Source organism: Pseudomonas sp. BYT-1 (assembly GCF_023611805.1).
Classification (GTDB): Bacteria; Pseudomonadota; Gammaproteobacteria; order Pseudomonadales; family Pseudomonadaceae; genus Aquipseudomonas; species Aquipseudomonas guariconensis.
Genome location: NZ_CP072559.1, coordinates 5208636 through 5232045, shown reverse-complemented (window position 1 = coordinate 5232045; position 23410 = coordinate 5208636). Strand labels below are relative to the sequence as shown.

Below are 23410 nucleotides of genomic sequence, written 5' to 3'. Positions count from 1 at the left end.
ATGCGCCAGAAGGATCTGGCGCAATTATGCGCTACTTGAGGCAGTCGATCAGCGCTTGGTGCCAGTGCGGTTGTTGGACCTGCCACTCACGGGCCAGGCGCGAGCAGTCCAGGCGCGAGTTCAGCGGCCGGCGCGCAGGTGTCGGGTACTCGCTGGACGGGATCGGCAGCAACTCGGCGCAGGGCAGGCCTTGGGCGCGCAGGTGTTCGGCAATGGCCTGGGCAAAGCCGAACCAGGACGTCTCGCCTTGCGCTGTCAGGTGGTAGAGGCCCCAGGCGCCGGCCTGGCCTGCCTGCCAACGCTCGATGAGTGCGCGGGTGCTGACGGCAAGGGTGCCGGCCCAGGTCGGCGCGCCGACCTGGTCGTCGACCACCCGCAGCTGCGGGCGCTCTTGCAGCAGGCGTTGCATGGTCAGCAGGAAGTTGCGCCCATGCCGCGAGTAGATCCAGCTGGTGCGCAGGATCAGGTGCTCGCCGCCCACCGCGCTGATGGCCTGTTCGCCAGCCAGCTTGCTGCGCCCATAGACGCCCAGCGGGTTGGGTGTGTCCGCCTCGGTGTAGGGAGTGGGCTTGTCGCCGTCGAAGACATAATCGGTGGAGTAGTGGATCAGCGGCACGCCAAGTCGCGCTGCTTGCTCGGCCAACACGCGCGGGCCTTCGGCGTTGATGGCGAACGCCAGCTCCGGCTCGCTCTCGGCCTGGTCCACTGCGGTGTGGGCGGCGGCGTTGATGATCAGGTCGGGGGCCAGTCGGCGCAGCGGTTCACGCAGTTGCTCGGGATTGGCCAGGTCGAGCTGGTCGCGTCCGAGCAGCAGTACCTCGCCCAGGTCGGTCAACTGCGGGCGCAAGGCTTGGGCGAGTTGGCCGTTATGGCCACAAACGAGGATCTTCAATGGTTTCATGGCAGCAGGTCGAGCTCGCTGAACAGCTTGCCAAGCTGGTCCTTGGCCGACAGCTGCGGCGGCGCCTGCAGTTGCCAGTCGATGTTCAGGGTCGGGTCGTCCCAGCGGATGCAGCGCTCGGCTGCGGGGTTGTAGTAGTCGGTGGTCTTGTAGAGGAACTCGGTTTCTTCACTCAGTACCACGAATCCATGGGCGAACCCTGGCGGCACCCACATCTGGCGGAAGTTCTCGGCCGACAGGCGCGCGGCGACCCAGCGGCCGCAGGTCGGGGAACTGCGACGTACGTCGACGGCCACGTCCAGGACCTCGCCGCGCACCACGCGCACGAGTTTGCCCTGGGTATTCTCGACCTGATAATGCAGGCCGCGCAGCACGCCTTTGCGCGAATAGGAGTGGCTGTCCTGGACGAAGGTGATGTCCAGGCCGGTGTGAGCGGCGAAATCCCTGGCGTTGAAGCTCTCGAGAAAAAACCCCCGGCTGTCGCCGAACACCTTGGGTTCGATGATCAGCACGTCGGGGATGTCGGTGTGGATGATGTTCATGCGGGCTCTTCGGCGATTTTGCTCAGGTACTGACCGTAACCAGTCTTCTTCAGTTCGTTTGCCTTGGCCAGCAGCTGCTCGCGGGTGATCCAGCCTTTCTGGTAGGCGATTTCTTCCAGGCAGGCAACTTTAAGGCCTTGGCGGTTCTCGATGGTCTGCACGTACTGCGAGGCTTCCAGCAGGCTCTCGTGGGTTCCGGTGTCCAGCCAGGCGAAGCCACGACCGAAACGCTCCACGCGCAGGTCGCCGCGTTTGAGGTAGGCATTGTTGACGTCGGTGATCTCCAACTCGCCACGAGGGGAGGGGCGCAGGCCCTTGGCGATCTCGATCACGTCGTTGTCGTAGAAATACAAGCCGGTGACGGCATAGCTGGACTTGGGCTCGGCAGGCTTTTCCTCGATCGAGAGTGCTCGACCTTGCTCGTCGAAATCGACCACACCGAAGCGCTCCGGGTCCTTGACCCAGTAACCGAACACCGTCGCGCCCGTGGGATGGCTGGCCGCACGGGTCAGCTGCTCGGTGAAGCTTTGACCGTGGAAGATGTTGTCGCCCAGGATCAGGCACACCGGATCGTTGCCAATGAACTGCTCGCCAATCAGGAAGGCCTGGGCCAAACCGTCGGGGGAGGGTTGCTCGGCGTAGCTGATACGCAGGCCGAACTGGCTGCCGTCGCCGAACAACTGACGATACTGTGGCAGGTCCCGGGGGGTGGAGATCAGCAAGATGTCACGGATGCCGGCCAGCATCAGCACCGAGACCGGGTAGTAGATCATCGGTTTGTCGTAGATGGGCAGCAGCTGCTTGGAAACGCCAAGCGTGATGGGATGCAGGCGGGTGCCGGAGCCCCCCGCCAGGACGATGCCTTTGCTCATGCGATCAGGTCCTTGAAATTGGAATGTCCCAGGCGCTCACCCTGGTAGCTGCCATCCTGGACATGGCGGCACCACTGGAGGTTGTCCAGATACCACTGTACGGTCTTGCGCAGTCCGCTCTCGAACGTCTCTTCCGGCACCCAGCCCAGCTCCCGCTCGATCTTGCTGGCGTCGATGGCATAACGCAGGTCGTGGCCTGGGCGGTCGTGGACGAAGGTGATGAGGTCAGTGTAGCGGGCCACGCCCGCCGGATGTTCAGGCGCCAGTTCCTCGAGCAGCGCGCAGATGGCGTGCACGACATCGATGTTCTTCTGCTCATTGTGGCCACCGATGTTATAGGTCTCGCCGACCTGGCCTTCGGTCACCACCTTGAGCAGGGCACGGGCGTGGTCGTCGACGTACAGCCAGTCGCGCACCTGCTGGCCATCGCCGTACACCGGCAGCGGTTTGCCGGCGAGGGCGCTGAGGATCATCAGTGGGATGAGCTTCTCGGGGAAGTGGTACGGGCCGTAGTTGTTCGAGCAGTTGGTAACCAGCACAGGCAGCCCGTAGGTCCGGTGCCAGGCGCGTACCAGATGATCGGACGCTGCCTTGCTTGCCGAATAGGGCGAGCTTGGCGCGTAGGGCGTGGTCTCGGTGAACAGGTCGTGTGCACCATGCAGGTCGCCGTAGACCTCATCAGTAGAGATGTGGTGGAAGCGAAACGCCGCGCGTGCCTGCGATGGCAGGCGGCTCCACCAGGCACGAGTGGCTTCGAGCAGGGTGTAGGTGCCGACGATGTTGGTCTGGATGAACTCCGCCGGGCCATCGATGGAGCGGTCCACGTGGGATTCGGCGGCCAGGTGCATGATCGCGTGGGGCTGGAAACGCTCCAGCACGGCGCTGACTGTGGCCGCATCGGCGATATCGGCCTGGACGAGTTCGTAGCGGGTATTGCTGGCGATGCGTTGCAGCGACTCCAGGTTGCCGGCGTAGGTGAGTTTGTCGAGGTTCAGGACCTCGTGCTCGGTATTGTCGATCAGGTGGCGGATCAGGGCAGAGCCAATGAAACCGGCGCCACCGGTGACGAGAATTCGCATCTGAAAGAACCTCTGGGTCTGAAGGAAGCTCCAGTGGAGCTTAGCGTGTCGGCCGGGTCGCTGCGGTCTGGCCCTTTGTTCGTGCGGCGGCATTGTCCGGCAAAGCCGGACAGTTTGGAACTGCCTTGCTGTAACCAAGGCTTTTATCGCCAGCCTCTTGTATATCGGCAGCAGCAGTGGCGATATAAGCGACAAAAAAACCGAGGTTCCACTCCATGCCCTTGAGCACCCTGATCCAGCGTTCCCGCCAGCCCAACCCTTCGCTGAGCGAAGCCCAGGCCCATGCCCTGCTGCGCGCGCACTACGACCTGGACGGACCCTTGCAGCCGTTGGGCAGTCAGCAGGACCTGAACCTGCTGCTCGACAGCGAACAAGGCCGCTTCGTGCTCAAGGCCTGCCACGCCAGCTATGCGCAGGTGGAGCTCGAAGCGCAGCACGCGGCACTCGCCTACCTGCGGGAGCAAGGCTTGCCAGTGCCGGCCGTGCGTCGGGCAGGCGATGGCCAGGATCTTTTAGCGGTGGACATCGATGGCCAGTCTTTGCGGGTGCGCCTGCTCGACTACATCGAGGGCCAGCCACTGACGCGTCTCAAACACATGGAGCCGCGCCTGATCGCTGAACTGGGCGAGCTGTGCGCGCGTGTCGACCGGGCATTGGCCGATTTCGATCATCCCGGCCTCGAGCGCACCCTGCAGTGGGACCCGCGCCACGCTAAGGCACTGATCGAGCATTTGCTGCCGGTACTGCAAGACCCGTCCCGTCGAGCCCGTGTGCAGCAACTCACCGGGCTGGCCGCCGAACGCTTGCAGCCATTGGCCGATGACCTGCCGGCCCAGGCCGTGCACCTGGACATCACCGATGACAATGCGGTCTGGGCGCGTGATGCCGGGCGCCAGTGGCAATTGCAGGGCGTCATCGACTTCGGCGATCTGGTGCGTACCTGGCGTATCGCCGACTTGTCCGTGACCTGTGCTGCCCTGCTGCACCACGCCGAAGGCGACCCGCTGCGTATCCTGCCGGCGATCCAGGCGTACCAGGCGATCAATCCGCTGCAGGAGGCCGAGCTGCGAGCCTTGTGGCCATTGGTGCTGATGCGCGCGGCCGTGCTGGTGCTCAGCAGCGAACAGCAGTTGCAGGTAGAGCCTGGCAACCAGTACATCCTCGACAACATCGCCCATGAGTGGGAAATCTTCGACACCGCCAGCGCCGTGCCTTTTGCCCTGATGGAGGCTGCGATTCTCCAGGCCGCAGGGCACGCCCTGGCGCCGCTGACCCTTTCGGACTGTGCGCCGCTGATGCCGGCCTTGGCCGGCGAGGCGGTGGCGCGCATCGACCTGGGCGTGCTCAGCCCTCATTGCGAAGCCGGTAATTGGGAGCAACCCGGTTTCGACCAGCGGCTGCTGACCGGGCAGGCCGGGCCGGCGTGCACCCTGCACGGGCAGTACCGGTTGTCACAGACGCACATCGATCGTCCCGAGGAGCCCGCCACCTGCGCTTTGGGTGTGGAACTGAACGTGCCCACCGGCACCGCGTTGCAGGCACCGCAGGCAGGTGTCTGGGAGCGCACCGGCGAGGGCCGTGGTCGGCTGCGCACAACCGACTGGAGCCTATGGCTGGCAGGGCTGGAAGAAGCGCCGCAGGACGGCCAGGCACTGGCCAAAGGGCAAGCCCTGGGGCTGACCTGCGGCTTCCTGAGCGTCCAGTTGAGCCGGGATCACCAACATCAGCCGCCGTTCTTCGCCAAACCATCCCATGCCCAGGCCTGGTTGGCGGTGTGCCCGTCCCCCCGCGCCTTGCTGGGCTTCGATTGCGACGCCGAGCCCTTGGTCGACGCCCAGGCCCTGCTGGCTCGCCGTGACGCCAGCTTTGCCCGCTCGCAGAAGCACTACTACGCGCAGCCACCCCATATCGAGCGGGGCTGGCGCAACTACTTGATCGACATGCAGGGCCGCTCCTACCTGGACATGCTTAATAACGTCGCAGTGCTGGGCCATGGGCATCCGCGCATGGCCGCCGAGTCGGCGCGCCAGTGGTCGCTGGTCAACACCAACTCGCGCTTCCACTATGCGGCGATAGCCGAGTTCTCGGAGCGACTGCTGGCGTTGGCGCCGGAAGGCTTCGACCGGGTGTTCCTGGTCAACAGCGGCACCGAGGCCAACGACCTGGCCATCCGCCTGGCCTGGGCCTACAGCGGTGGGCGCGATTTGCTCAGTGTGCTGGAGGCCTATCACGGCTGGTCGGTGGCTACCGACGCCATTTCCACCTCCATCGCCGACAACCCGCAGGCGCTGGAAACCCGGCCGGACTGGGTGCATCCGGTGGAGGCACCGAACACTTTCCGCGGACGTTTCCGTGGGCCGGACAGCGCACCTGATTACCTGCAGGATGTCGACGCCAAGCTGGCCGATCTCGATGCCCGGGGGCGGCAGCTGGCCGGATTCATCTGCGAGCCGGTATACGGCAATGCCGGGGGGATCTCGCTGCCGGCGGGCTACCTGCGCGAGGCCTACGCGAAGGTCCGTGCCCGGGGCGGGGTGTGCATCGCTGACGAGGTGCAGGTCGGCTATGGTCGCCTCGGCGAATACTTCTGGGGCTTCGAGGAGCAGGGCGTGGTGCCGGACATCATCACTATGGCCAAGGGCATGGGTAACGGTCAGCCACTGGGCGCGGTGATTACCCGGCGGGAGATTGCCGAGGCCCTGGAGGCTGAGGGTTACTTCTTCTCATCGGCCGGTGGTAGCCCAGTCAGTTGCCGGATCGGCATGGCAGTGCTGGATGTCATGCAGGAGGAAGGCCTTTGGGAGAACACCCGCGAGGTGGGCCGTTACTTCAAGGCGCGCCTGGAGGCATTGGTCGATAAACATCCACTTGCGGGGGCTGCCCACGGCTCCGGGTTCTACCTGGGTCTTGAACTGGTGCGCGATCGCCAGACGCTGGAGCCTGCCACCGAAGAGACGATGACCTTGTGCAATCGCCTGCGCGATCTGGGCATCTTCATGCAGCCCACCGGGGACTACCTGAATATCCTCAAGATCAAGCCGCCCATGTGCACCACCCGGGCGAGCGTGGATTACTTCGTCGACAGCGTGGACCGCATTCTGTCCGAAGCGCTTTAAGTCGAGGTCATCGAGCCACCTGAGTCGATTGTTATCGGCTTAGGTGGCTTTTTTATGACCCAATAATTTGTCTTTCAGCTTTTAAGTTCGATTTTTATCGAGTATATAATGGTTAACGCACGGCCGCTTCTGAGTAAGCTGCCCTCTTTATCAATGACCTGGCGCAATCGGCGCCGGGCCCTCGCAGAGGTTACCGATGAAAACCCTCAACTCGACCCCGCGTGCCGACGGTTTCCATATGCCCGCCGAATGGGCGCCGCAAACCCAGGTCTGGATGGTCTGGCCAGAGCGCCCGGACAACTGGCGCCTGGGCGGCAAGCCGGCGCAAGCTGCGCATGTGACGCTTGCCAAGGCCATCGCCCGCTTCGAGCCGGTTACCGTCGCCGTCTCTGCCGGCCAGTACGAGAACGCCCGTCGTCAGCTCGATGTCCCCAACATCCGCGTGGTGGAAATCAGCAACGACGACGCCTGGGTGCGTGACACCGGCCCGACCTTCGTCATCAACGACCATGGCGAAGTGCGGGGTGTGGACTGGGGCTTCAATGCCTGGGGCGGCTTCGACGGCGGCCTGTACGCGCCCTGGAACCGTGACGAGGAACTGGCGGCCAAGGTCCTGGAAATGGAGCGCTGCCAGCGTTACCACACCGAGGGCTTCGTACTCGAAGGCGGTTCGATCCATGTGGACGGTGAAGGTACGCTCATCACCACCGAAGAGTGCCTGCTCAACCGCAACCGCAACCCGCACCTCAATCGCGAACAGATCGAAGACATTCTGCGTGAGCATCTGGCCGTCGAAACCATCATCTGGCTGCCGGACGGGCTGTACAACGACGAGACCGACGGGCACGTCGACAACTTCTGCTGTTACGTCAGCCCAGGCGAAGTGTTACTGGCCTGGACCGATGATTCCAACGACCCCAACTATGCGCGTTGCCACGCCGCATACGAGGTATTGAAAAACAGCCGCGATGCCAAAGGCCGTGAATTCGTCGTGCACAAAATGCCGATCCCGGGCCCGCTGTACGCCACTGAGCAAGAGTGCGCAGGCGTCGACCATGTGGCTGGCAGCCAGGAGCGTGACCCGTCCGTGCGTCTGGCCGGCTCCTATGTCAACTTCCTGATCGTCAATGGCGGCATCATCGCCCCGAGCTTCGATGACCCCGCTGATGCCCAGGCCAGAGCGATCCTGGCCAAGGTCTTCCCGGACCACGAAGTCGTCATGATTCCAGGCCGTGAGCTGCTTCTGGGTGGCGGCAACATCCACTGCCTGACCCAGCAACAGCCGGCGCCGGTCAAGCGCTAAACCCCCGATCACAAAAAAGCCCGTCCATTGACGGGCTTTTTTGTGGCTGCCGATTACCGGAGGGGGGCGATGGCATATGTCTTGTATTGTTTTTCAGGTGTTTCAGTCAGATAGCAGCTTTGCTGTTCTGTAATAAAACCAACGTAAGTTAGCCGCTCACGGCACCTGGAGTACGTGTGGACATGAATGCAGCAAGTGAGTCGGCTATGCCTTCCTCGGTGATGGACCATGAATCGCTCAAGATTCTGGCCCAATGGTTGAAAAGCCATGGAGGCTATCGCTTCAAGTCGGACGATCCACGGCGTCTACTGGATGGGCGATATCCGCAGGGCCTGATCAGCGAGGCTGAGCTGGAAGCGTTGATGGCCGTCTGGCACTGATTGGGTGCACGCTCGCCCAAACGAAAACGCCACCGTGTTTATCGCGGTGGCGTTTTTTTTCGGCCTTGGCTGGCCTGACGAGATCGGATACCTGAATCAGAAGCTGTAGGTACCGGTCACCACCAGGCTGCGTGGTTCACCGAACTGGATTTGGCTGGCACTGGTGGCCGAGCTGTAGTAGGTCTTGTCGGTGAGGTTGCTCAAGGCCGCGCGCACATCCCAATCGTGGGTGCGGTAGCCCGCCAGCGCATCCCAGCGGCCATAGCCGGGCAGCTTGACGGTGTTCTGGTTGTCGGCGAATCGATCGCCTACCAGCGTCAGGCCGGTTTCGGCGTACCAGCCGAGTTCTGGTTTCCAGGTGACGAAGAGGCTGCCGTTGCGTTTGGCCACATCGTTGATGCGGTTGCCTTGCTGGCCATTGTTGTCCTTGACGATGGTCGCATCCTGCAGCCCCACGCCGCCGCGCACGTACCAATTGCCGGTGACATTGCCCATGACAGTCAATTCGATGCCTCTTGAGCGCTGCTCGCCGCTGAGCTGGATGAGCTCGGGGTTGTTCGGGTCGCGGGTACGGCGGTTGTACAGCTCCAGCTCGTAGAGGGCTAGAGTGGTGCTCAGGCGTTCGTCGAACCAATCGCTCTTGACCCCGATCTCCTTCTGCCGAGTGAGCTCAGGGCCTGCATCGTTGCCATTGCCCGGAGCGCCAGGTGTGATGCCGATCAGGCCTCCACCGACCGGTGAGAAGGTCTTGCTCCAGGACGCATAGAACGAGTGCTCGCGCCATGGGGAATAGACCACGCCCACGCGCGGGCTGGTGCTGGTGCTCTCTTGGGTTTCCGTGAGGTTCTTCACTTTGCTCGTAGTCTGCACCTCGAAGCGATCGAAGCGCACGCCTGCCAGCAGTTGCCATTGATCGTTCAGGCGGATCTGGTCCTGCACATAGAGGCCAGCGCTTTCCACGCGGGTGTGGTTGTTACTCGATACCTTCAGCGCACCGGTGTGCTGGTGTTGCCCACTGGAGCCTCCCAGCGGTACGGAAGGCACGCCGACCCCTTGATGCAACAACGAATTGCGGCGCTGTTCGCCCAGCTCCAGGCCCACCAGCAGGGTGTGCTCGAGATCGAAGGTTTGCAGATGACCTTCGGCCTCGAAGGTATTGAATAGATTGCGAGTGCTCAGGTCCTGTTGCCAGCGCTGGCGACTCACCAGGCCGGTGGAAGGGATGTAGCCGGTGAGGTAGGTGTTGTCGAAGTCGCTCTCCAGATTGAACAGGGAGAACGTATGGCGCAGTTGCCACTGGTCATTGAGCTCGTAGTTCAGGCGCGAGCGCAGCGACTGGGCACGGTTATCGATGAAGTCGCGCTGGGTATCACCGTAGGTGGTATGACGGCTGACATCGACGGGGCGCCCGGTCTGCGGATCGCCAGGAATGCCGCGGTCGGGGGTGCGGTTGTAGCGGCTGTATTCGTATTGCACCAGCCAGTTCAGCTGCGGGGTCAGCTGCCAGCTCATGGACGGTGCGAACAGTTGGCGGCTGCCGTCGATGCCGTCGCGGAAGCTGTTGTTGTCGGCATTACCGAGGTTCAGACGCAGGCTGAGGGTATCGGTCGGGTCAGCGCTCAGATCGGCATACAGGCTGCGCAGGTCTTCGCTACCGCCCTGGGCCTCGATGCTCGAGCGCCGGCCGTGCTCCGGGGCCTTGCTGACCCGGTTGACGATACCGCCCTGGCTGCCACGGCCATAGAGAACCGCCGCTGGCCCCTTGAGTACTTCGACCCGCTCGATGTTGTGCAGGTCGCGCACGTATTGGCTGTCATCGCGTACGCCGTCCAGATAGAAGTCGTTGCTGGCGTCGAAGCCACGGATGCGCAAGCTGTCGAAGCGGGTATCGGCACCACTGCTGACGTTGGGAATGCCCTCCAGTGCCTTGCCCAGGCTGAAGCTGCCGTAGTCGAGGACGTTGTGGGTCTTCACCGTGTCGATGGCCTGTGGCACGTAGCGAACCGGGGTAGAGGTGCGGGTTGCCGTGCTGACTTCGTGAACCCGAGGATTGTCGTCTTCGCGCTCGCGGTCGGCGGTGACCGAGAGCTCCGGCAGGGTGGTGGTGGCGGCGCTGGCCAGGCTTGCTCCAAGCAGTAGCGACAGGCCAAAGGATAAAGAGGGAAGGTGGGAGGGTACCGACATTGAGAATCCGCAAAACAATAAATGAAAATTGAGTGCGAATGATAACGAGTGCTATTAGTGGTCGCTTGGGTAATTTGTAAGGTGTTGTCTTTACAGGTGTTTCTATTTGTAAAAAATACTCAACCCACTTTCGGGGCTACCCGCGAGCGTTGGAAGCGCAAGATGGCAACACAGGGCGGGCCTGCGCCATAGGGAAAAAACCTAATGCTGTGCGGATTTCTCCAGAAATTCACGGGTTGTTGTCGTGAATCTGGTTATAAGCATCTGCCTTTCACGATTTTTTGACATCTCGAATCAGCCGGGGCTAGGATTCGCCCAACGCCTGCTGGCCATGACTTGGCCATGCTGTTGTACAAAGCCCGCTGCATGTCACATGACGGGCTTTTTTCAGTTTTGGATCCGCATAGCGTCGAACCTACGAAGGGGCGTTGGTTCCTGGCGTCAGGTTGCAGAGCGTTTAAAAATTCAGAAATAAGGAAAACAAGATGTTGAAAACCAGGATCAGCCTGGTCGCTCTGGCGATGATCGCCGCGACCCAGGCCCAGGCCAACGACCAGGCCGAAAGCAAGGGCTTCGTTGAAGACAGCCAGCTGAACGTCTTGCTGCGCAATGCCTACATGAACCGCGACTACAAGGACGGCAACAAGGACAAATCCGAGTGGGGCCAGGCGGCGATCGGTACTTTCTCGTCCGGTTTCACCCAAGGCACCGTGGGCGTTGGTGTTGATGCATTCGGTCTGTACGCAGTGCGCCTGGATGGCGGCAAGGGCCACTCCGGCGCGCAAGGGATCGACTTCTTCAAGAAAGGCGACAGCGGCAACGCTGCCGATGACCTCTCCAAGGGTGGCGCAGCGGTCAAGTTCCGTGTCTCCAACACTGTACTGAAGTACGGTGACCAGATGCCTACGCTGCCGGTTCTGAACTACGACAACGCGCGTCTGCTCCCGGAAAGCTACACCGGTACCCTGATCACCTCCAAGGAGATCAAAGGTCTTGAGCTCAATGCCGGTCGCTTCACTGCTGAATCGCGCAAAAGCGCCGAAGGTCGTGACAGCGGTGGCCTGAAGTCGATCAACGTGTTGGGCGGTAGCTACAAGTTCACCGACCAGTTCACTGCTGCGCTGTATGCCTCCGATGTCGAAGACGTGCTGAAGAAGCAATACGTGGGCGCCAACTACGTATTCCCGATCAGCAAGGATCAGTCTTTGACCCTGGACTTCAACGGCTACCGCACCAAGCTGGACAACTCCTATGTCCGCGAAAACGGTATCACCGGCGACGACAACAAGATCTGGAGCCTGGCAGCGACCTTCGCCACCGGTCCGCACTCGTTCACCCTGGCCCATCAGCGCTCGACCGGCGACAGCAACCTGGGTTACGCCTACGGCGGTTACCAGAAAGACCAACGCCGCGTAGGCGATGGCGGCAGCACCATCTTCCTGGCCAACTCCTACTGGTCCGACTTCAACGCCGAAGACGAGCGCAGCTGGCAGCTGGGCTACGGTCTTGATTTCACCGCCTTCGGTGTTCCAGGCCTGACCTACAACGTTGCGTACGTTCGTGGCGATAACATCACCACTTCGACCAGCACCGGCGGTACCGAGCGCGAGATCTTCAACCAGCTCAAGTACGTGGTACAGAGCGGTGCAGCCAAGGACCTGAGCGTCAAACTGCGCAGCTCCATCCTGCGTGTCTCGCAGAAATCCAGCGAGTACAACATCAGCGGTAACGAAGTCCGCGTCTTCGTCGAGTACCCGATCAACGTCTTCTGATCCCGTACTCGCGTCCCGAACAGCCCTGGCTCATGCCGGGGCTGTTTCCTTTCGGCGTACCGCTGCCATTGGCGCAACGCTGTCTGCGGTTTGCGGCGCGAAGCTGTCGCTGCGGGCCATCCGCCACATCCGCGCATAGAACTCGTTCTCGATCGAGCCGCTGAGCAATTCGCCGGGCTTGAGGAACTGGTGCAACTGGGAAAACAGGCTGATCTCGCTCGGGCTGATACGCCTTGCCAGGTGTTTGGGTTTGAGCTGCGAAGGATGCTCCAGGCCTGCCGCCGCAAGCATCTCGGCCAAGGCATGCAGGGTATTGCGATGAAAGCTCGCCACCCGTTCGGCTTTTTCCGGCACCACCAGGGCGCGCTGGCGCAGCGGATCCTGGGTGGCCACGCCGGTAGGGCACTTGTTGGTGTGGCAACTCTGCGACTGGATGCAGCCAATGGCGAACATGAAACCCCGTGCCGAGTTGACCCAGTCAGCACCGATGGCCAGCGTACTGGCGATATCGAAGGCACTGACGATCTTGCCGGCTGCACCGATACGCACGCGGTCACGCAGGTTCAGGCCGACCAGTGTGTTGTGCACGAACATCAGCCCTTCACGCATGGGTACGCCCATGTTGTCGCTGAACTCCCGCGGTGCGGCACCGGTGCCACCTTCCTTGCCGTCGACGACGATGAAGTCGGGCGTGATCCCGGTGGCCAGCATGGCCTTGGCGATGGCCATGAACTCCCAGGGATGGCCCAGGCAGAACTTGAAGCCCACCGGCTTGCCGCCAGACAGCTCACGCAGGCGGGCGATGAAGTGCAGCAGCTCCAGCGGCGTGTGGAAGGCACTGTGGGCGGCTGGCGAAATGCAGTCCTCGCCGACCCGCACACCACGGGTGGCGGCAATCTCGACACTGACCTTGTGCCCAGGCAGGATGCCGCCATGACCGGGCTTGGCGCCTTGGCTTAGCTTGAGTTCGATCATCTTCACCTGGGGATCGCGCGCCTGTTCGGCAAAACGCACCGGGTCGAAGCGGCCCTCTTCGGTACGGCAGCCAAAGTAGCCGCTGCCGATCTCCCAGATCAGATCCCCGCCGTGCTGGCGGTGGTAAGGGCTGATGCTGCCTTCGCCGGTGTCGTGGGCGAAGCGGCCCAGGCGCGCGCCCTTGTTCAAGGCGCCGATGGCATTGGCGCTGAGCGCGCCGAAGCTCATGGCCGAGATGTTGAAGATCGACGCCGAATACGGCTGCCTGCAGTGCGGGCCACCGATGTCGATGCGAAACGACGCCGGGTCGGGCGTCTGCACCGGTACCATCGAATGGCTGATGAATTCGAAGCCAGGCTTGTAGGCATCGTTGAGTGTGCCGAAGGCCTTCTCGGCGCTCTCGTTCTTGGCGCGGGCATAGACCAGTGAGCGCTGCGAGCGGGAGAACGGCAGCTTGTCGTCGTCGCCCTCGATCAGGTACTGGCGGATCTCCGGCCGAATGGTCTCGATCAGATAACGGATGTTGCCCAGGATTGGGTAGTTGCGGCGCACGGCATGATGGCTCTGGCGCAGGTCATTGAGACCGACCAAGCTGAGCAGGGCAGTGAGCAGGGTGAGCGGCCAGAGCCAGCTGTGCTGGGCAAGAAATGGAATGCTGGCGAAGGTGAACAACAGGCAGGCGGCCAGACAGGCGTAGCGGGTGGGGAGCGCGTCTTTCATGGGTCCATCGCTGACAGGATGACCCGCACTAGGATAGGCAAAGGCCGCGCGCGGAAAACCAAGGGATTCGGTAAAAGACTATTACCTGCGCGCGGCTTGTGTTCGGTCGCGGGCGCGCGTCAGCGCTTGTCCTGCCTCAGGACCTGCACATCACCGGGCTCTGCCGTCTCGCGCAGGTATTCCTCCAGCGAATCGTCCAGCGCCTGCAGCCAGCGAGTATGGTGCGGCACCGCAGCGGTACCGGTCATCACCGAACGGTAGGAGCGGTCCCGATAGCCCATGATGTCGTGCTTCTTGTCGTGCTTCCATTTGAGGAAGATGCGGTTGACTGCATCGATGTCGAAGCTTGGGTAATCGGTTTGTCCGATCAGGTGCTGAATGTAGCGCCCCTGGAATTGGTACATCGAGGCGGTGCTCTCCAAGGCTTCTTCCTCGGCACGCCAGCGCGCACTGTCGGCCTGCATGGCGGCTTGGTCCGGCAGTTGGATGCGGCCAAGCATCAGATCACGGGCGAACCAGGCCTGGGCATCGAACAGGTTGAAGCTGTACCAGAGATCTTGCATGCCCAAATACAGCAACTGCGGGTTGGCCTCCCAGACCACGCCTTGGTAGAGGCCCAGCGGCCACAGACGATTGTCGGTGCGCAAGGTCAGCTCGTCAGGCAGGAACGGGAAGTGATGCTGGTAGCCGGTACACAGGATGATCGCATCGACCCGCTTGCTGGAGCCGTCGGCGAAGTGCGCCACGTCGCCTTCGACCCGCTGTAGCTGCGGTCGCTCTTCCCACCCTTTGGGCCACTGGTAGCCCATCGGTTGGGTGCGATAGGCGCTGGTGATCGAGCGGGCACCGTACTTGTAGCACTGCGAGCCGATGTCCTCGGCCGAGTAGCTGCTGCCGACGATCAGCACGTCCTTGCCGGCGAACTCCAATGCATCGCGAAAATCGTGGGCATGCAGGATGCGTCCTGAAAAACGCTCGAAGCCCGGGAACGACGGCACGTTCGGCGTGGAGAAGTGCCCGCTGGCCACCACCACGTAGTCGAACACCTGCTCGATGCTCTGACTCTGAGCGTAGTCATGGGCAGTGACAGTGAATGTGCGGCTCTGGTCATCGAAGCGCACGGCCTTGACCACGGTGTTGAAGCGAATGTACTGGCGCACACCGGCCTTCTTCACTCGGCCCTGGATGTAGTCCCACAGCACCTCGCGAGGAGGATACGAAGAAATCGGCCGACCGAAATGCTCATCGAAGCTGTAGTCGGCGAACTCCAGGCACTCCTTCGGGCCGTTCGACCAAAGGTAGCGATACATGCTGCCGTGGACCGGTTCGCCATGCTGGTCCAGGCCAGTGCGCCAGGTGTAGTTCCACATGCCGCCCCAGTCAGCCTGTTTTTCGAAACAGACCACTTCGGGCATAGGTGCGCCCTTGGCATGGGCGTATTGGAAAGCACGCAGTTGCGCCAGGCCTGACGGGCCGGCGCCGATGATGGCAACGCGAATAGTCATGAGGATGTCCTGTAAACACGAAAAAAGGCAAAACCTCCCCAACCCCGAACGGCAACAGGCCTAGGGCTGTGGATGGGTGAAGACTTCAGGTGTCAGCAGGCAGGTGGAGGCACGGGGCGCTTGCGCTTGTGCGCCAGCAGCATGTCTCGAGGTGGAATCGACAGCGTGTGGAACAGCGTCGAGAGAGGAGAGCAGCCGAGGGTAGAGCGGACAACGGCAGGGAAGGGCCCGGTGGCCTTGCCAAGCAGAGCGGCAAGCGGGCCATGGGACCGATAGATACGTGTGATCTCGTGCATGGGGGCTTGTAGTGCCTCTTTTCTTTATGGATGCCTTTTTAGCTATAACGCATCGAGGGAAAGCATTTCAAGGTTTGTCATCGGCATGCGGCAGTAGCGCCTGGTTCTGCTGGGGCTGCCGCTCCCAGTCTTCACCGAACAGTTCCGCCGGGTGCTGGGTCCGTTCAGAACCATTGCCACAGGCCAGCGCTTTTGCCGGGCAATACAGGTCGCAGCCCCAGCAGATGCGCTCGGGGTGGCTGGGGTTGTGTGGGAATTTCTTGGCCATGGCGCATGCTCCGTTCTGGCCTGGGGATTTCAGGCTAAGGGAGATGCGGTGGGAGAGGTTGATGGGCGTCAATGGCGGAAATAAAAAAGGCCCACCGTGAAGGTGAGCCTTTTTTGATACTGCGTATGGTGCCGGCACCAGGAATCGAACCCGGGACCTACTGATTACAAGTCAGTTGCTCTACCAGCTGAGCTATACCGGCAATGGGGCGTCATTATAGCGATCGGTTGGCGCGTGTAAACCTATTCCTTCCAATAGGTTACGCCATTGCCGGGAAAGCAGAGTTTTCCTACCAGCCGCGGTGGATGCTGTTGACGCTGGGCTCGGCCTGGGCGGGGTTGAAGAACAGCTTGTCGTTGTCGCAGCCGCGCTTGCGGCAGGGTGTTTCGGCGCGCAGGGGCAGGCCTCTGTCGCCGCCCAACTGCATGCCGGGCATGTCCCAGTCGAGGGACGAGGTCTTGGGCGAGTGGGTGTTGCTGGCGCAGCCGCTCAGGGCCAGGGCGCAGCACAGCAGGGCAAAGGGCTTGGTCTGGATCACGTTGTCGATGTCCGTTCTGGGTCAGTCGTTGTTCAGAATTCGCTGGATGGTGCCGCCGCAGGCCATGTAGCAGCTGTCGTAATCAGGCTGGCATTCGGAGCCTGCGGAGTTGAAAAACGGATAGCTGGGATAGGGGCAACTGTGACGCGTGTTCTTGTTCGGCTTGCTGTCCTTGCAGTACTGGTAGGCCCTCAGCTCGGCCTGGTACAGGGCGCGCTGGCTGTTTTCTTCCAGGCGGGCCAGTTGTTTACAGTGATTGCGTTGCATCGCGCAGTTATTGATGCAAGCGAGCCCATGTGGGCTGGGCGGTGGCGAATACCTATACGTGTAGGAGGGGCCGCAGCCGCCGAGCAGCAGGCTCGCCAGCACCAGGATGGCGAAGCGTTGGTATTGGGTGTCCACGGGTACAACGGTCCTTGATCATTCCTCGCTGAACTCCAGCAGGTCGCCCGGTTGGCAGTTCAGCGCGCGGCACAGCTTCTCGAGGGTCTCGATCTTGAAACCCTTGATCTTGCCGTTCTTCAGCAGTGACAGGTTCGCTTCCGTTATGCCGATGATTTCCGCCAGGTCCTTGGAACGGATCTTGTTCCTGGCCATGACGACGTCGAGGCGGATGATTATCGGCATAGGGGGCGGCTAGACATAACAGTTGTGTTCATCGCTGAGGGTCTTGGCGTCACGCATGAGCAGCGAGAAGGCGCAGAGCAGGATGCCTTTCATGATCTCGTAGACAGCCTCGGATGATACACCGATCGACACGACGAAGCTTCTCTCCCCGGCGGGCAGGTCGATGGCCAGGGCCAGGCCTTGGAGGGTATCGATCACTGGCCATAGCAGCGGAGCGCCGATGCACAGCAGCCCGACTCGCCAGAGCATGCGGATGTTGGCCAGGCTCCAGGTGTGCCCCTTGGACAAGCGCAAGAAGAACAAGCCTGTGAGTAGCAGGCTCAGCACCGAGAGCCCTGTCGGAATCATCTCCAGCGCCAGTACCAGACCCATGGCGAGCCTCGAGGGTTGGTAGCCGTCTTCCAGGAGCAGAGGCATGTTGATGCCATGGCCCTGCAGGTAGGCCGCGACTGTGTCGGGATAGTCGAAGACCCAGAGCAGCGGTGTGCCGAAAAGCTCGACTGCACCGGTGGCCCAGGCCAGAAAAGCGGCAAAGACGCCGATGATGCGCAAGCGCGAACGCGCGTAGGCCACTGATCTGCTGTCGTTCATGGGGTGCCTCCGTACTGTGATGAACGGGGCGGATTATTGGTGAAAAATTATCGTTACACAATAATTAATTTCATTTTTTGTAAGCTGGCGACGCTTTGCCGCAGGGGAATCATTCACTTGATAGCGGCAGCGTTTTGTATAGGATGAATAATATAATTTACGAACCTTTCAGCAGGCTTTACGGGGGTTTTTCCTGGGAATGCTTGCCTCAACACGAAATTTCGTTAGTCTCAGTCTATCGTTTTGACTTATTCGATCAGCTCAGCTAATGTGCTGTTCATTATGTTGAACAGCAAAGCTTTCAAGCTACTCTCCACTTCCCGCCTGGTTTCCCGTGAGCGTCACTGGACCGGCGACCTCTAGCCCCTCCCTCGACCTGCAGCCTTAAACGTTGTGTCTCGTGCCGATGCCTGTGCGCTCGGCCGCTGTCGCCCATGGGAGGGCACCATGCGTTCCTGGATCTATTTGTTCGTCGCGATCACCGCAGAGGTGATCGGTACGGCGTCGATGAAACTCGCCGCCACACATTTCCCCGTCATGGGGCATGTCGTCATGTACGTCATGATCTGTCTGTCGTATTTCTTCCTGGCCCTTGCGGTAAAGCGTGTGCCGGTTGGCGTGGCTTATGCCTTGTGGGAAGGAATCGGTATCGTCCTGATCACCGTGGTCAGTGTGGTCTGGCTTGGTGAAAGCCTGGGTTGGACCAAGGCCCTGGGCCTGGCGGTGATGATCGCCGGCATCCTGCTGGTCAAGGCCGGTACCCGCAGCACTCCTGCTGTGCGCGAAGCGGAGGGCCTGCCATGCTGATCCCCTTTGCCTGGCTGGGTTTGGCCATCGTGTTGGAAGTACTGGCCAACCTTTTGCTCAAGTACTCAGACGGTTTCCGTCGCAAAGGCCTGGGTTTTGCCTCGATCCTGAGTGTACTGGCGGCGTTCACCGCTTTGGCCCAGGCCGTTCAGGACATCGAACTGTCGCTCGCCTACGCCATCTGGGGCGGCTTTGGCATCCTGGCGACTGTGGCGATGGGTTGGGCGTTGTTTGGTCAGCGCCTGGCTGGCCGCGGATGGCTGGGCCTGGCTTTGCTCTTGCTAGGCATGAGCCTGCTGAAAATGGCCTGAAAATCACGCGATTGGCACGAGTCCGGCGCGTTTATGCACAAGCGGCATGCCAACATTGCGCGAAAGGCATGCCACTTGACTTATCCGCTGGTCTTTGCGCAAAGGCCTGTTTTTACTGGTTTTGGCTCGCTGCCTGGAATAAGCGAACGCGCTGAAATAGCGGTTGGATCCCCGTTTTCGTGATATTCATCACAAGCTTGTTCACAGAGTTATCCACAGGCTTTCAACTGGACGGCACGTCTTCTTTGCGCTCTGCAATCAGCAACAGATTGCGAGGCGTGAGGGGGTAGTCGCAAAACACACCCATGCGCACGTCATAGCCGCGCTCGTGGAGAAACAGGGCCCTGTCCAGCACCAGCCACATTTCCAACGGGCGGCGAAACAGGTTGCGCAGCAGCTCCAGATTGCGCACCTGTGCCAGGCGTTGCCAGCCGGCGGCCTCAAGCGCCGCCCAGTCGGGCGCATCATGGATCTGGACGTGCCGAAGCTCGGCCAGATCGCGGCAGTACTGTTCGAAAGGCTTGTCCAGCCAATTAGTCGGCAGCGAGGGTGTTGGCAAGTACTCGTCGATGGCCCGCTGCTGGCGTTGCAGCAGGTCAAAGCCCAAGCGGCGGGCCATCGAGATGTCACGCTGACGTCGGACACGGGCGCTGGAAGTCACCGCCTCGTTGAGCGGCAGGCCCAGGTCTTCCTGGCTCAACTGCAAGGCCGAGGCCTGGGCCGCCGAAGACATCGGCTGATACACCTTCCCCGGAATGCGGTTGTAGCAGCAGGGCGCGACGGCAATCTGCCGACAACCTTGCTGGCTGGCCAATTGCAGCAGCCGCACATGCAACTCCCCACACGCATGCAGGGCAACGGCGCTCTTGCTGCTGTCCAAGTGACGGTGGCTGTCTGGTGCCAGCACATCTTGATGTACGTGAGTGGCCGGCAGGTGATGATGTTCGCTCAGGGCGCTTCCCGCAGTGACCAGTTCGACGTCGTACTCCAGGCAGGTCAGCCGTTGGCCGGGCTGCAGTAGGCGTCGGCCCAGGTGGCCTTTGCCTGAACACCAGTCCAACCAATGACCGGTGGGCTGGTGGAAGGCCAGGCGACGGGTGAAGGCTTCGATCTGTTGCCACTTGCGTCCCGGGACATTCACGTCCAGACGATGGCCGGCCGGGTGCAGGCCAGCATCGGGCAGCTCGCCCAGAGCGGACAACTGCGAGGCGCGAGTGGCCAGTTGTGCGAAGGGCGCTGGCGCCGGCAGCTGTTCGGGATTCTGCTGGACGGCTTCGGCTTGTTCCAGGGTGCGCTGGCGCAGCCAGGTGGCGAGTTCAGGGTGCTGGGCCTCCCAGTCCAGATGCAGCTGAGTGAAGGGGCGCGGGCGCCATAGCTGCTGATGCTGGAGAAGGAAATGGTCGAGTGCCTGGAAGCGTTCGAGCAGGTGAGGGCCGTGAAGGTAGGGCATGGTTTGCATTCAAGCACCGCAGCGCTGTTGAAAGGGGAGCGCGTCGCGCTCCTTCGCAGGCTTCGCCATTTCCTACAGGTTCAGACGATGCGGAGCCTGCGGTGGGCCGCAGGGCGGCCCCCGGGTTTTACAGTTTCAACGCCCCTGGCAGGCGTCCACGCGTAACCAGCGCTCGAGCACCTTGAAGCCCTGGACCAGTACGAAGGAGATGACCAGATAGAACACGCCTGCAGCAAAGAAGATCTCCACCGGCAGGTAGGTGCGGGCGATGATGGTCCGCGCCATGCCGGTCAGCTCCAGCAGGGTGACTGTACTGGCCAAGGCACTGGCCTTGAGCATCAGGATCACTTCGTTGCTGTAGGCTGGCAGGCCGATGCGCGCGGCGCGCGGCAGCATGATGTAGAACATGGCCTTGCCCCTCGACATGCCCAGCGCCCGTGCCGCCTCGATTTCACCTTTCGGGATGGCCTGCAGTGCGCCACGCAGGATCTCGGCGATGTAGGCGGCGGTGTGTAGGGTCATGGTCAGTACGGTGCACCAGAACGGATCGCGCAGGTACGGCCACAGCGCGCTGCTGCGCACCGCATCGAACTGGGCCAGGCCGTAGTACACCAGGAACAGCTGCACCAGCAGCGGTGTGCCGCGGAAGAAGAAGATGTAGCCGTAGGGCACTGCGCGTACATACCAATGGCGCGAGGAACGGGCGATGCCCAGTGGAATGGCCAGGATCAGCCCGGCGATAACAGCGATGGCGACCAGCTCCAGAGTCAGGGTCGCGCCCTGGGCCAGGCGTGGCAGCCACTTGATGATGACTTCCCAGTTCATTACTCGGCCCTCACGAAGCCGCGAGCGGCGCGTTTTTCCATGAAGTGCATACCGGTCATGGCAATGATGGTCAGGCTCAGGTAGATGCACGCGGCGACCGCATAGAAGGTGAACGGTTCTTTGGTCACGGTCACGCCGATCTGCGCATGACGCATGATTTCCTCGAGGCCGATCACCGACACCAGCGCCGTGTCTTTCATCAGGATCATGAACAGGTTGCCAAGGCCGGGCAGGGCGATGCGCCACATCTGCGGCAGGATGATCTTCGAGAGGATGCGGCCTTTGGACAGGCCCAGCGCCAGGCCCGCTTCGCGGTGCCCTTTAGGGATGGCCAGGATCGCGCCGCGGAAGACTTCCGTGGCGTAGGCGCCGAAGCACAGGCCCAGGGCGATCACGCCGGCGGCGAATGCGCTGAGCTCGAGGCCCGGCATGTTCAAGGCTTCGCCAAGGCTGTTCATCAGCCCGACGGTGCCGAAGTAGATGAGCAGTACCCAGAGCAGTTCGGGCACACCGCGCACCAACGTCGAATAGGTGCTGCCAAGCCATTGCAGCGGCTTGACTGGGGATGTCTTGGCCAGGGCGCCGAGCAGGCCCAGGACCAGCCCCAGCAGCAGGGCGCAGAGCGCCAGTTTTACGGTCATCAGGGTGCCGGCCATCATGGCCGGACCGAATCCGTGCAGGTCGATATTCATGGGCAGGTGCATTCAAGGGACCGGCGCCGCGCGAGGCGGCGCTGGTCTGGGTGAATCATTCGATGCTGAACGGGAAGTACTTGTCGTTGATTTTCTTGTACGTGCCGTCGGCCTTGATTTCGGCCAGTGCCTTGTTCAGCTTCTCGCGCAGCGGGTCGCCTTTGCGCACGGCAATGCCGATCTTGTCGCTGTCGACCACAGGCTCGCCCTTGAACTCGAAGTTCTGGCCGTCCTTGCTCTTGAGCCACTCGTACTGCACGTACTTGTCGGCCAGGATGCCGTCGATGCGGCCGGCGATCAGGTCCAGGTAGGCGTTTTCCTGGGTGTCGTAGAGTTTGACTTCGACGTCATCGCCGTAGTTGTCTTCCAGCCAGGTGCCGGACAGGGTCGCGCGCTGGGTGCCGATCACCTTGCCCTTGAGCGAAGCCTTGTCGGTCTTGAAGTCGACGTTCTTCGGGGCGATGAACTGCAGCTTGTTGGAGTAGTAGGGGTCGGTGAAATCGACGGCCTGCTTGCGCTCGTCGGTGATCGACAGCGAGGACACCAGGAAGTCGAACTTCTTGGCGTTCAGTGCAGGGATGATGCCGTCCCAGTCGGAGGTGACGACCGAGCACTCGACTTTCATCTTGGCGCACAGGGCGTCGCCGATGTCCTTGTCGAAGCCGACCACGTTGCCGCTGGCATCCTTGTTGTTGAACGGCGGGTAGGCCGCCTCGATACCCATGCGCAGTTTTTCCGCGGCCATGGCATTGGCCGAGAAGACCAGCGTGGCGGCAGCGGCCAGGAGGAATTTCTTATAGGTCTGCATGTGTTGCTCCGTTAGCGGTGGCTGGACATGAATTGCTTGCAACGCGCCGAGGTCGGGTTTTCGAACACCTGCTGCGGCGATCCCTGCTCTTCGACCAAGCCCTGGTGCAGGAAGACGATTTCACTGGACACCTGGCGGGCAAAGTTCATCTCGTGCGTCACCAGCAGCATGGTACGGCCTTCTTCGGCCAATGCGCGGATAACGTTAAGCACTTCTTGGACCATTTCCGGATCGAGCGCCGAGGTCGGCTCGTCGAACAGGATGACCTTGGGCTTCATGGCCAGGGTCCGGGCAATGGCCGCGCGTTGCTGCTGGCCACCGGAAAGCTGGGCGGGGTAGCTGTGGCGCTTGTCATGGATGCCGACCTTGGCCAGCAGTGCCTCGGCGGCCTCGATGGCCTCGGCCTTGCTCAGGCCCAGCACGCGACGTGGCGCCTCGATGATGTTGTCGAGGATCGACATGTGCGGCCACAGGTTGAAATTCTGGAAGACGAAGCCGATTTCGCTGCGCAGACGGTTGATCTGGCGGTTGTCGGCTGCGATCAGGTCGCCGGTCTTGGTCGCCTTGAGCTTGAGCTCTTCACCGGCGACGAGGATCTGCCCTTGGTGGGGATTCTCCAGCAGGTTGATGCAGCGCAGCAGGGTGGACTTGCCGGAACCGGACGACCCCAGGATCGAGATCACGTCACCGTCGCGTGCGGTCAGAGAAATGCCCTTGAGAATCTCCTGCTCGCCGTAGCGTTTGTGCAGGTTGCGGATTTCCAGCGCGGGCGTGGCCTGGGCCATGTGCGGTCCTCATGTGTTCGGGTGCGTTCCCAGCTGTTGGCGGCCTTCCTGGCGAGCGCCAAG

24 protein-coding genes and 1 tRNA gene are annotated in these 23410 nt (G+C 61.7%); 6 read left to right on the top strand and 19 right to left on the bottom strand.

Annotated features, from left to right (window positions below; all coding sequences use genetic code 11):
- Nucleotides 1–31: 31 nt before the first annotated feature.
- The 5 genes from rfbD to J5X93_RS24515 are packed head-to-tail and all read right to left on the bottom strand — an operon-like array spanning nt 32 to nt 3611.
- Nucleotides 32–892, bottom strand: coding sequence for a dTDP-4-dehydrorhamnose reductase (gene rfbD / locus J5X93_RS24535; RefSeq protein ID WP_043208367.1), 861 nt, complete (start codon nt 890–892; stop codon nt 32–34).
- A gap of 5 nt (nt 893–897) precedes the next feature.
- Nucleotides 898–1443 (bottom strand): dTDP-4-dehydrorhamnose 3,5-epimerase, encoded by a 546-nt coding sequence (gene rfbC, locus J5X93_RS24530; RefSeq protein WP_043208335.1) that lies wholly within the window; start codon nt 1441–1443, stop codon nt 898–900.
- Nucleotides 1440–2315: a glucose-1-phosphate thymidylyltransferase RfbA gene (gene rfbA, locus J5X93_RS24525; protein ID WP_043208337.1), complete on the bottom strand. Its 876-nt coding sequence runs from the start codon at nt 2313–2315 to the stop codon at nt 1440–1442. The genes rfbC and rfbA overlap by 4 nt, the downstream gene beginning before the upstream one ends.
- Nucleotides 2312–3394, bottom strand: a complete 1083-nt coding sequence (gene rfbB, locus J5X93_RS24520) for a dTDP-glucose 4,6-dehydratase (protein ID WP_102081114.1) — start codon at nt 3392–3394, stop codon at nt 2312–2314. Before rfbB ends, rfbA begins: the two co-directional genes overlap by 4 nt.
- A 40-nt stretch (nt 3395–3434) precedes the next feature.
- Nucleotides 3435–3611, bottom strand: a complete 177-nt coding sequence (locus tag J5X93_RS24515; RefSeq protein ID WP_180962687.1) for a hypothetical protein — start codon at nt 3609–3611, stop codon at nt 3435–3437.
- Between J5X93_RS24515 and J5X93_RS24510 the strand changes: the two genes are divergently transcribed.
- The 3 genes from J5X93_RS24510 to J5X93_RS24500 all read left to right on the top strand — a co-directional run bounded on the left by J5X93_RS24510 (nt 3610) and on the right by J5X93_RS24500 (nt 8193).
- Nucleotides 3610–6510, top strand: coding sequence for an aminotransferase (locus J5X93_RS24510; protein ID WP_250034163.1), 2901 nt, complete (start codon nt 3610–3612; stop codon nt 6508–6510). The two genes, J5X93_RS24515 and J5X93_RS24510, sit on opposite strands and share 2 nt — an antisense overlap.
- Before the next feature lie 196 nt (nt 6511–6706).
- Nucleotides 6707–7813, top strand: a complete 1107-nt coding sequence (gene aguA, locus J5X93_RS24505; protein WP_043208342.1) for an agmatine deiminase — start codon at nt 6707–6709, stop codon at nt 7811–7813.
- 182 nt (nt 7814–7995) lie between these two features.
- Entirely contained in the window at nt 7996–8193 is a 198-nt protein-coding gene (locus tag J5X93_RS24500; protein WP_043208344.1) for a hypothetical protein, read from the top strand.
- Between the two features lie 96 nt (nt 8194–8289).
- On the opposite strand, the gene J5X93_RS24495 is transcribed toward J5X93_RS24500, so the two are convergent.
- Nucleotides 8290–10377: a TonB-dependent receptor gene (locus J5X93_RS24495; protein WP_250034162.1), complete on the bottom strand. Its 2088-nt coding sequence runs from the start codon at nt 10375–10377 to the stop codon at nt 8290–8292.
- Between the two features lie 485 nt (nt 10378–10862).
- On the opposite strand from J5X93_RS24495, the gene J5X93_RS24490 reads away from it, so the two are divergent.
- On the top strand, nt 10863–12149 hold the full coding sequence (locus J5X93_RS24490) for an OprD family porin (RefSeq protein ID WP_043208349.1): 1287 nt from the start codon (nt 10863–10865) through the stop codon (nt 12147–12149).
- A gap of 30 nt (nt 12150–12179) precedes the next feature.
- On the opposite strand, the gene J5X93_RS24485 is transcribed toward J5X93_RS24490, so the two are convergent.
- The 8 genes from J5X93_RS24485 to J5X93_RS24450 all read right to left on the bottom strand — a co-directional run bounded on the left by J5X93_RS24485 (nt 12180) and on the right by J5X93_RS24450 (nt 17669).
- Nucleotides 12180–13844 (bottom strand): FMN-binding glutamate synthase family protein, encoded by a 1665-nt coding sequence (locus tag J5X93_RS24485; RefSeq protein WP_250034160.1) that lies wholly within the window; start codon nt 13842–13844, stop codon nt 12180–12182.
- 119 nt (nt 13845–13963) lie between these two features.
- A complete protein-coding gene (locus tag J5X93_RS24480) occupies nt 13964–15349 on the bottom strand; it encodes a trimethylamine monooxygenase (RefSeq protein ID WP_250034158.1) in 1386 nt (461 codons plus the stop codon).
- Nucleotides 15350–15712: 363 nt separating this feature from the next.
- Nucleotides 15713–15913, bottom strand: coding sequence for a DUF3079 domain-containing protein (locus J5X93_RS24475; protein ID WP_043210996.1), 201 nt, complete (start codon nt 15911–15913; stop codon nt 15713–15715).
- Between the two features lie 126 nt (nt 15914–16039).
- Nucleotides 16040–16115: transfer RNA gene (locus J5X93_RS24470), tRNA-Thr, on the bottom strand.
- 87 nt (nt 16116–16202) lie between these two features.
- On the bottom strand, nt 16203–16451 hold the full coding sequence (locus tag J5X93_RS24465) for a hypothetical protein (RefSeq protein WP_043210998.1): 249 nt from the start codon (nt 16449–16451) through the stop codon (nt 16203–16205).
- A 21-nt stretch (nt 16452–16472) separates the two neighbouring features.
- Nucleotides 16473–16853: an Aq_678 family protein gene (locus tag J5X93_RS24460; protein ID WP_043211000.1), complete on the bottom strand. Its 381-nt coding sequence runs from the start codon at nt 16851–16853 to the stop codon at nt 16473–16475.
- An 18-nt stretch (nt 16854–16871) separates the two neighbouring features.
- A complete protein-coding gene (locus J5X93_RS24455; protein WP_043211003.1) occupies nt 16872–17078 on the bottom strand; it encodes a helix-turn-helix domain-containing protein in 207 nt (68 codons plus the stop codon).
- A 9-nt stretch (nt 17079–17087) separates the two neighbouring features.
- The gene (locus tag J5X93_RS24450) at nt 17088–17669 is read right to left on the bottom strand and encodes a hypothetical protein (RefSeq protein ID WP_043211005.1); all 582 of its coding nucleotides are present in this window, start codon (nt 17667–17669) and stop codon (nt 17088–17090) included.
- A gap of 447 nt (nt 17670–18116) precedes the next feature.
- On the opposite strand from J5X93_RS24450, the gene J5X93_RS24445 reads away from it, so the two are divergent.
- Both J5X93_RS24445 and mdtI read left to right on the top strand, forming a co-directional pair.
- Nucleotides 18117–18476 (top strand): multidrug/spermidine efflux SMR transporter subunit MdtJ, encoded by a 360-nt coding sequence (locus J5X93_RS24445; protein WP_043211007.1) that lies wholly within the window; start codon nt 18117–18119, stop codon nt 18474–18476.
- A complete protein-coding gene (gene mdtI, locus J5X93_RS24440) occupies nt 18470–18787 on the top strand; it encodes a multidrug/spermidine efflux SMR transporter subunit MdtI (RefSeq protein ID WP_043211010.1) in 318 nt (105 codons plus the stop codon). Before J5X93_RS24445 ends, mdtI begins: the two co-directional genes overlap by 7 nt.
- 223 nt (nt 18788–19010) lie before the next feature.
- Here the strand turns inward: mdtI and J5X93_RS24435 are convergent, their stop codons facing one another.
- The 5 genes from J5X93_RS24435 to J5X93_RS24415 form a co-directional block, all read right to left on the bottom strand.
- The gene (locus J5X93_RS24435; protein ID WP_409287149.1) at nt 19011–20246 is read right to left on the bottom strand and encodes a methyltransferase; all 1236 of its coding nucleotides are present in this window, start codon (nt 20244–20246) and stop codon (nt 19011–19013) included.
- A 126-nt stretch (nt 20247–20372) separates the two neighbouring features.
- Nucleotides 20373–21062 (bottom strand): ABC transporter permease, encoded by a 690-nt coding sequence (locus J5X93_RS24430; RefSeq protein ID WP_043211013.1) that lies wholly within the window; start codon nt 21060–21062, stop codon nt 20373–20375.
- Nucleotides 21062–21754, bottom strand: coding sequence for an ABC transporter permease (locus J5X93_RS24425; RefSeq protein WP_043211015.1), 693 nt, complete (start codon nt 21752–21754; stop codon nt 21062–21064). The genes J5X93_RS24430 and J5X93_RS24425 overlap by 1 nt, the downstream gene beginning before the upstream one ends.
- 55 nt (nt 21755–21809) lie before the next feature.
- On the bottom strand, nt 21810–22562 hold the full coding sequence (locus J5X93_RS24420) for an ABC transporter substrate-binding protein (RefSeq protein WP_043211016.1): 753 nt from the start codon (nt 22560–22562) through the stop codon (nt 21810–21812).
- Nucleotides 22563–22573: 11 nt separating this feature from the next.
- On the bottom strand, nt 22574–23347 hold the full coding sequence (locus J5X93_RS24415; protein ID WP_043211018.1) for an ABC transporter ATP-binding protein: 774 nt from the start codon (nt 23345–23347) through the stop codon (nt 22574–22576).
- Nucleotides 23348–23410: the final 63 nt, after the last annotated feature.

Coding starts and splice junctions, on each gene's coding strand:
- J5X93_RS24425 (WP_043211015.1), bottom strand. CDS start 21,754: ATGAATATCGACCTGCACGGATTCGGTCCGGCCATGATGGCCGGCACC.
- J5X93_RS24415 (WP_043211018.1), bottom strand. CDS start 23,347: ATGGCCCAGGCCACGCCCGCGCTGGAAATCCGCAACCTGCACAAACGC.
- J5X93_RS24435 (WP_409287149.1), bottom strand. CDS start 20,246: ATGCAAACCATGCCCTACCTTCACGGCCCTCACCTGCTCGAACGCTTC.
- J5X93_RS24495 (WP_250034162.1), bottom strand. CDS start 10,377: ATGTCGGTACCCTCCCACCTTCCCTCTTTATCCTTTGGCCTGTCGCTA.
- J5X93_RS24500 (WP_043208344.1), top strand. CDS start 7,996: ATGAATGCAGCAAGTGAGTCGGCTATGCCTTCCTCGGTGATGGACCAT.
- J5X93_RS24485 (WP_250034160.1), bottom strand. CDS start 13,844: ATGAAAGACGCGCTCCCCACCCGCTACGCCTGTCTGGCCGCCTGCCTG.
- J5X93_RS24455 (WP_043211003.1), bottom strand. CDS start 17,078: ATGCCGATAATCATCCGCCTCGACGTCGTCATGGCCAGGAACAAGATC.
- J5X93_RS24480 (WP_250034158.1), bottom strand. CDS start 15,349: ATGACTATTCGCGTTGCCATCATCGGCGCCGGCCCGTCAGGCCTGGCG.
- J5X93_RS24475 (WP_043210996.1), bottom strand. CDS start 15,913: ATGGCCAAGAAATTCCCACACAACCCCAGCCACCCCGAGCGCATCTGC.
- rfbA (WP_043208337.1), bottom strand. CDS start 2,315: ATGAGCAAAGGCATCGTCCTGGCGGGGGGCTCCGGCACCCGCCTGCAT.
- J5X93_RS24430 (WP_043211013.1), bottom strand. CDS start 21,062: ATGAACTGGGAAGTCATCATCAAGTGGCTGCCACGCCTGGCCCAGGGC.
- aguA (WP_043208342.1), top strand. CDS start 6,707: ATGAAAACCCTCAACTCGACCCCGCGTGCCGACGGTTTCCATATGCCC.
- mdtI (WP_043211010.1), top strand. CDS start 18,470: ATGCTGATCCCCTTTGCCTGGCTGGGTTTGGCCATCGTGTTGGAAGTA.
- J5X93_RS24490 (WP_043208349.1), top strand. CDS start 10,863: ATGTTGAAAACCAGGATCAGCCTGGTCGCTCTGGCGATGATCGCCGCG.
- rfbB (WP_102081114.1), bottom strand. CDS start 3,394: ATGCGAATTCTCGTCACCGGTGGCGCCGGTTTCATTGGCTCTGCCCTG.
- J5X93_RS24510 (WP_250034163.1), top strand. CDS start 3,610: ATGCCCTTGAGCACCCTGATCCAGCGTTCCCGCCAGCCCAACCCTTCG.
- J5X93_RS24450 (WP_043211005.1), bottom strand. CDS start 17,669: ATGAACGACAGCAGATCAGTGGCCTACGCGCGTTCGCGCTTGCGCATC.
- J5X93_RS24420 (WP_043211016.1), bottom strand. CDS start 22,562: ATGCAGACCTATAAGAAATTCCTCCTGGCCGCTGCCGCCACGCTGGTC.
- rfbC (WP_043208335.1), bottom strand. CDS start 1,443: ATGAACATCATCCACACCGACATCCCCGACGTGCTGATCATCGAACCC.
- J5X93_RS24445 (WP_043211007.1), top strand. CDS start 18,117: ATGCGTTCCTGGATCTATTTGTTCGTCGCGATCACCGCAGAGGTGATC.
- J5X93_RS24515 (WP_180962687.1), bottom strand. CDS start 3,611: ATGGAGTGGAACCTCGGTTTTTTTGTCGCTTATATCGCCACTGCTGCT.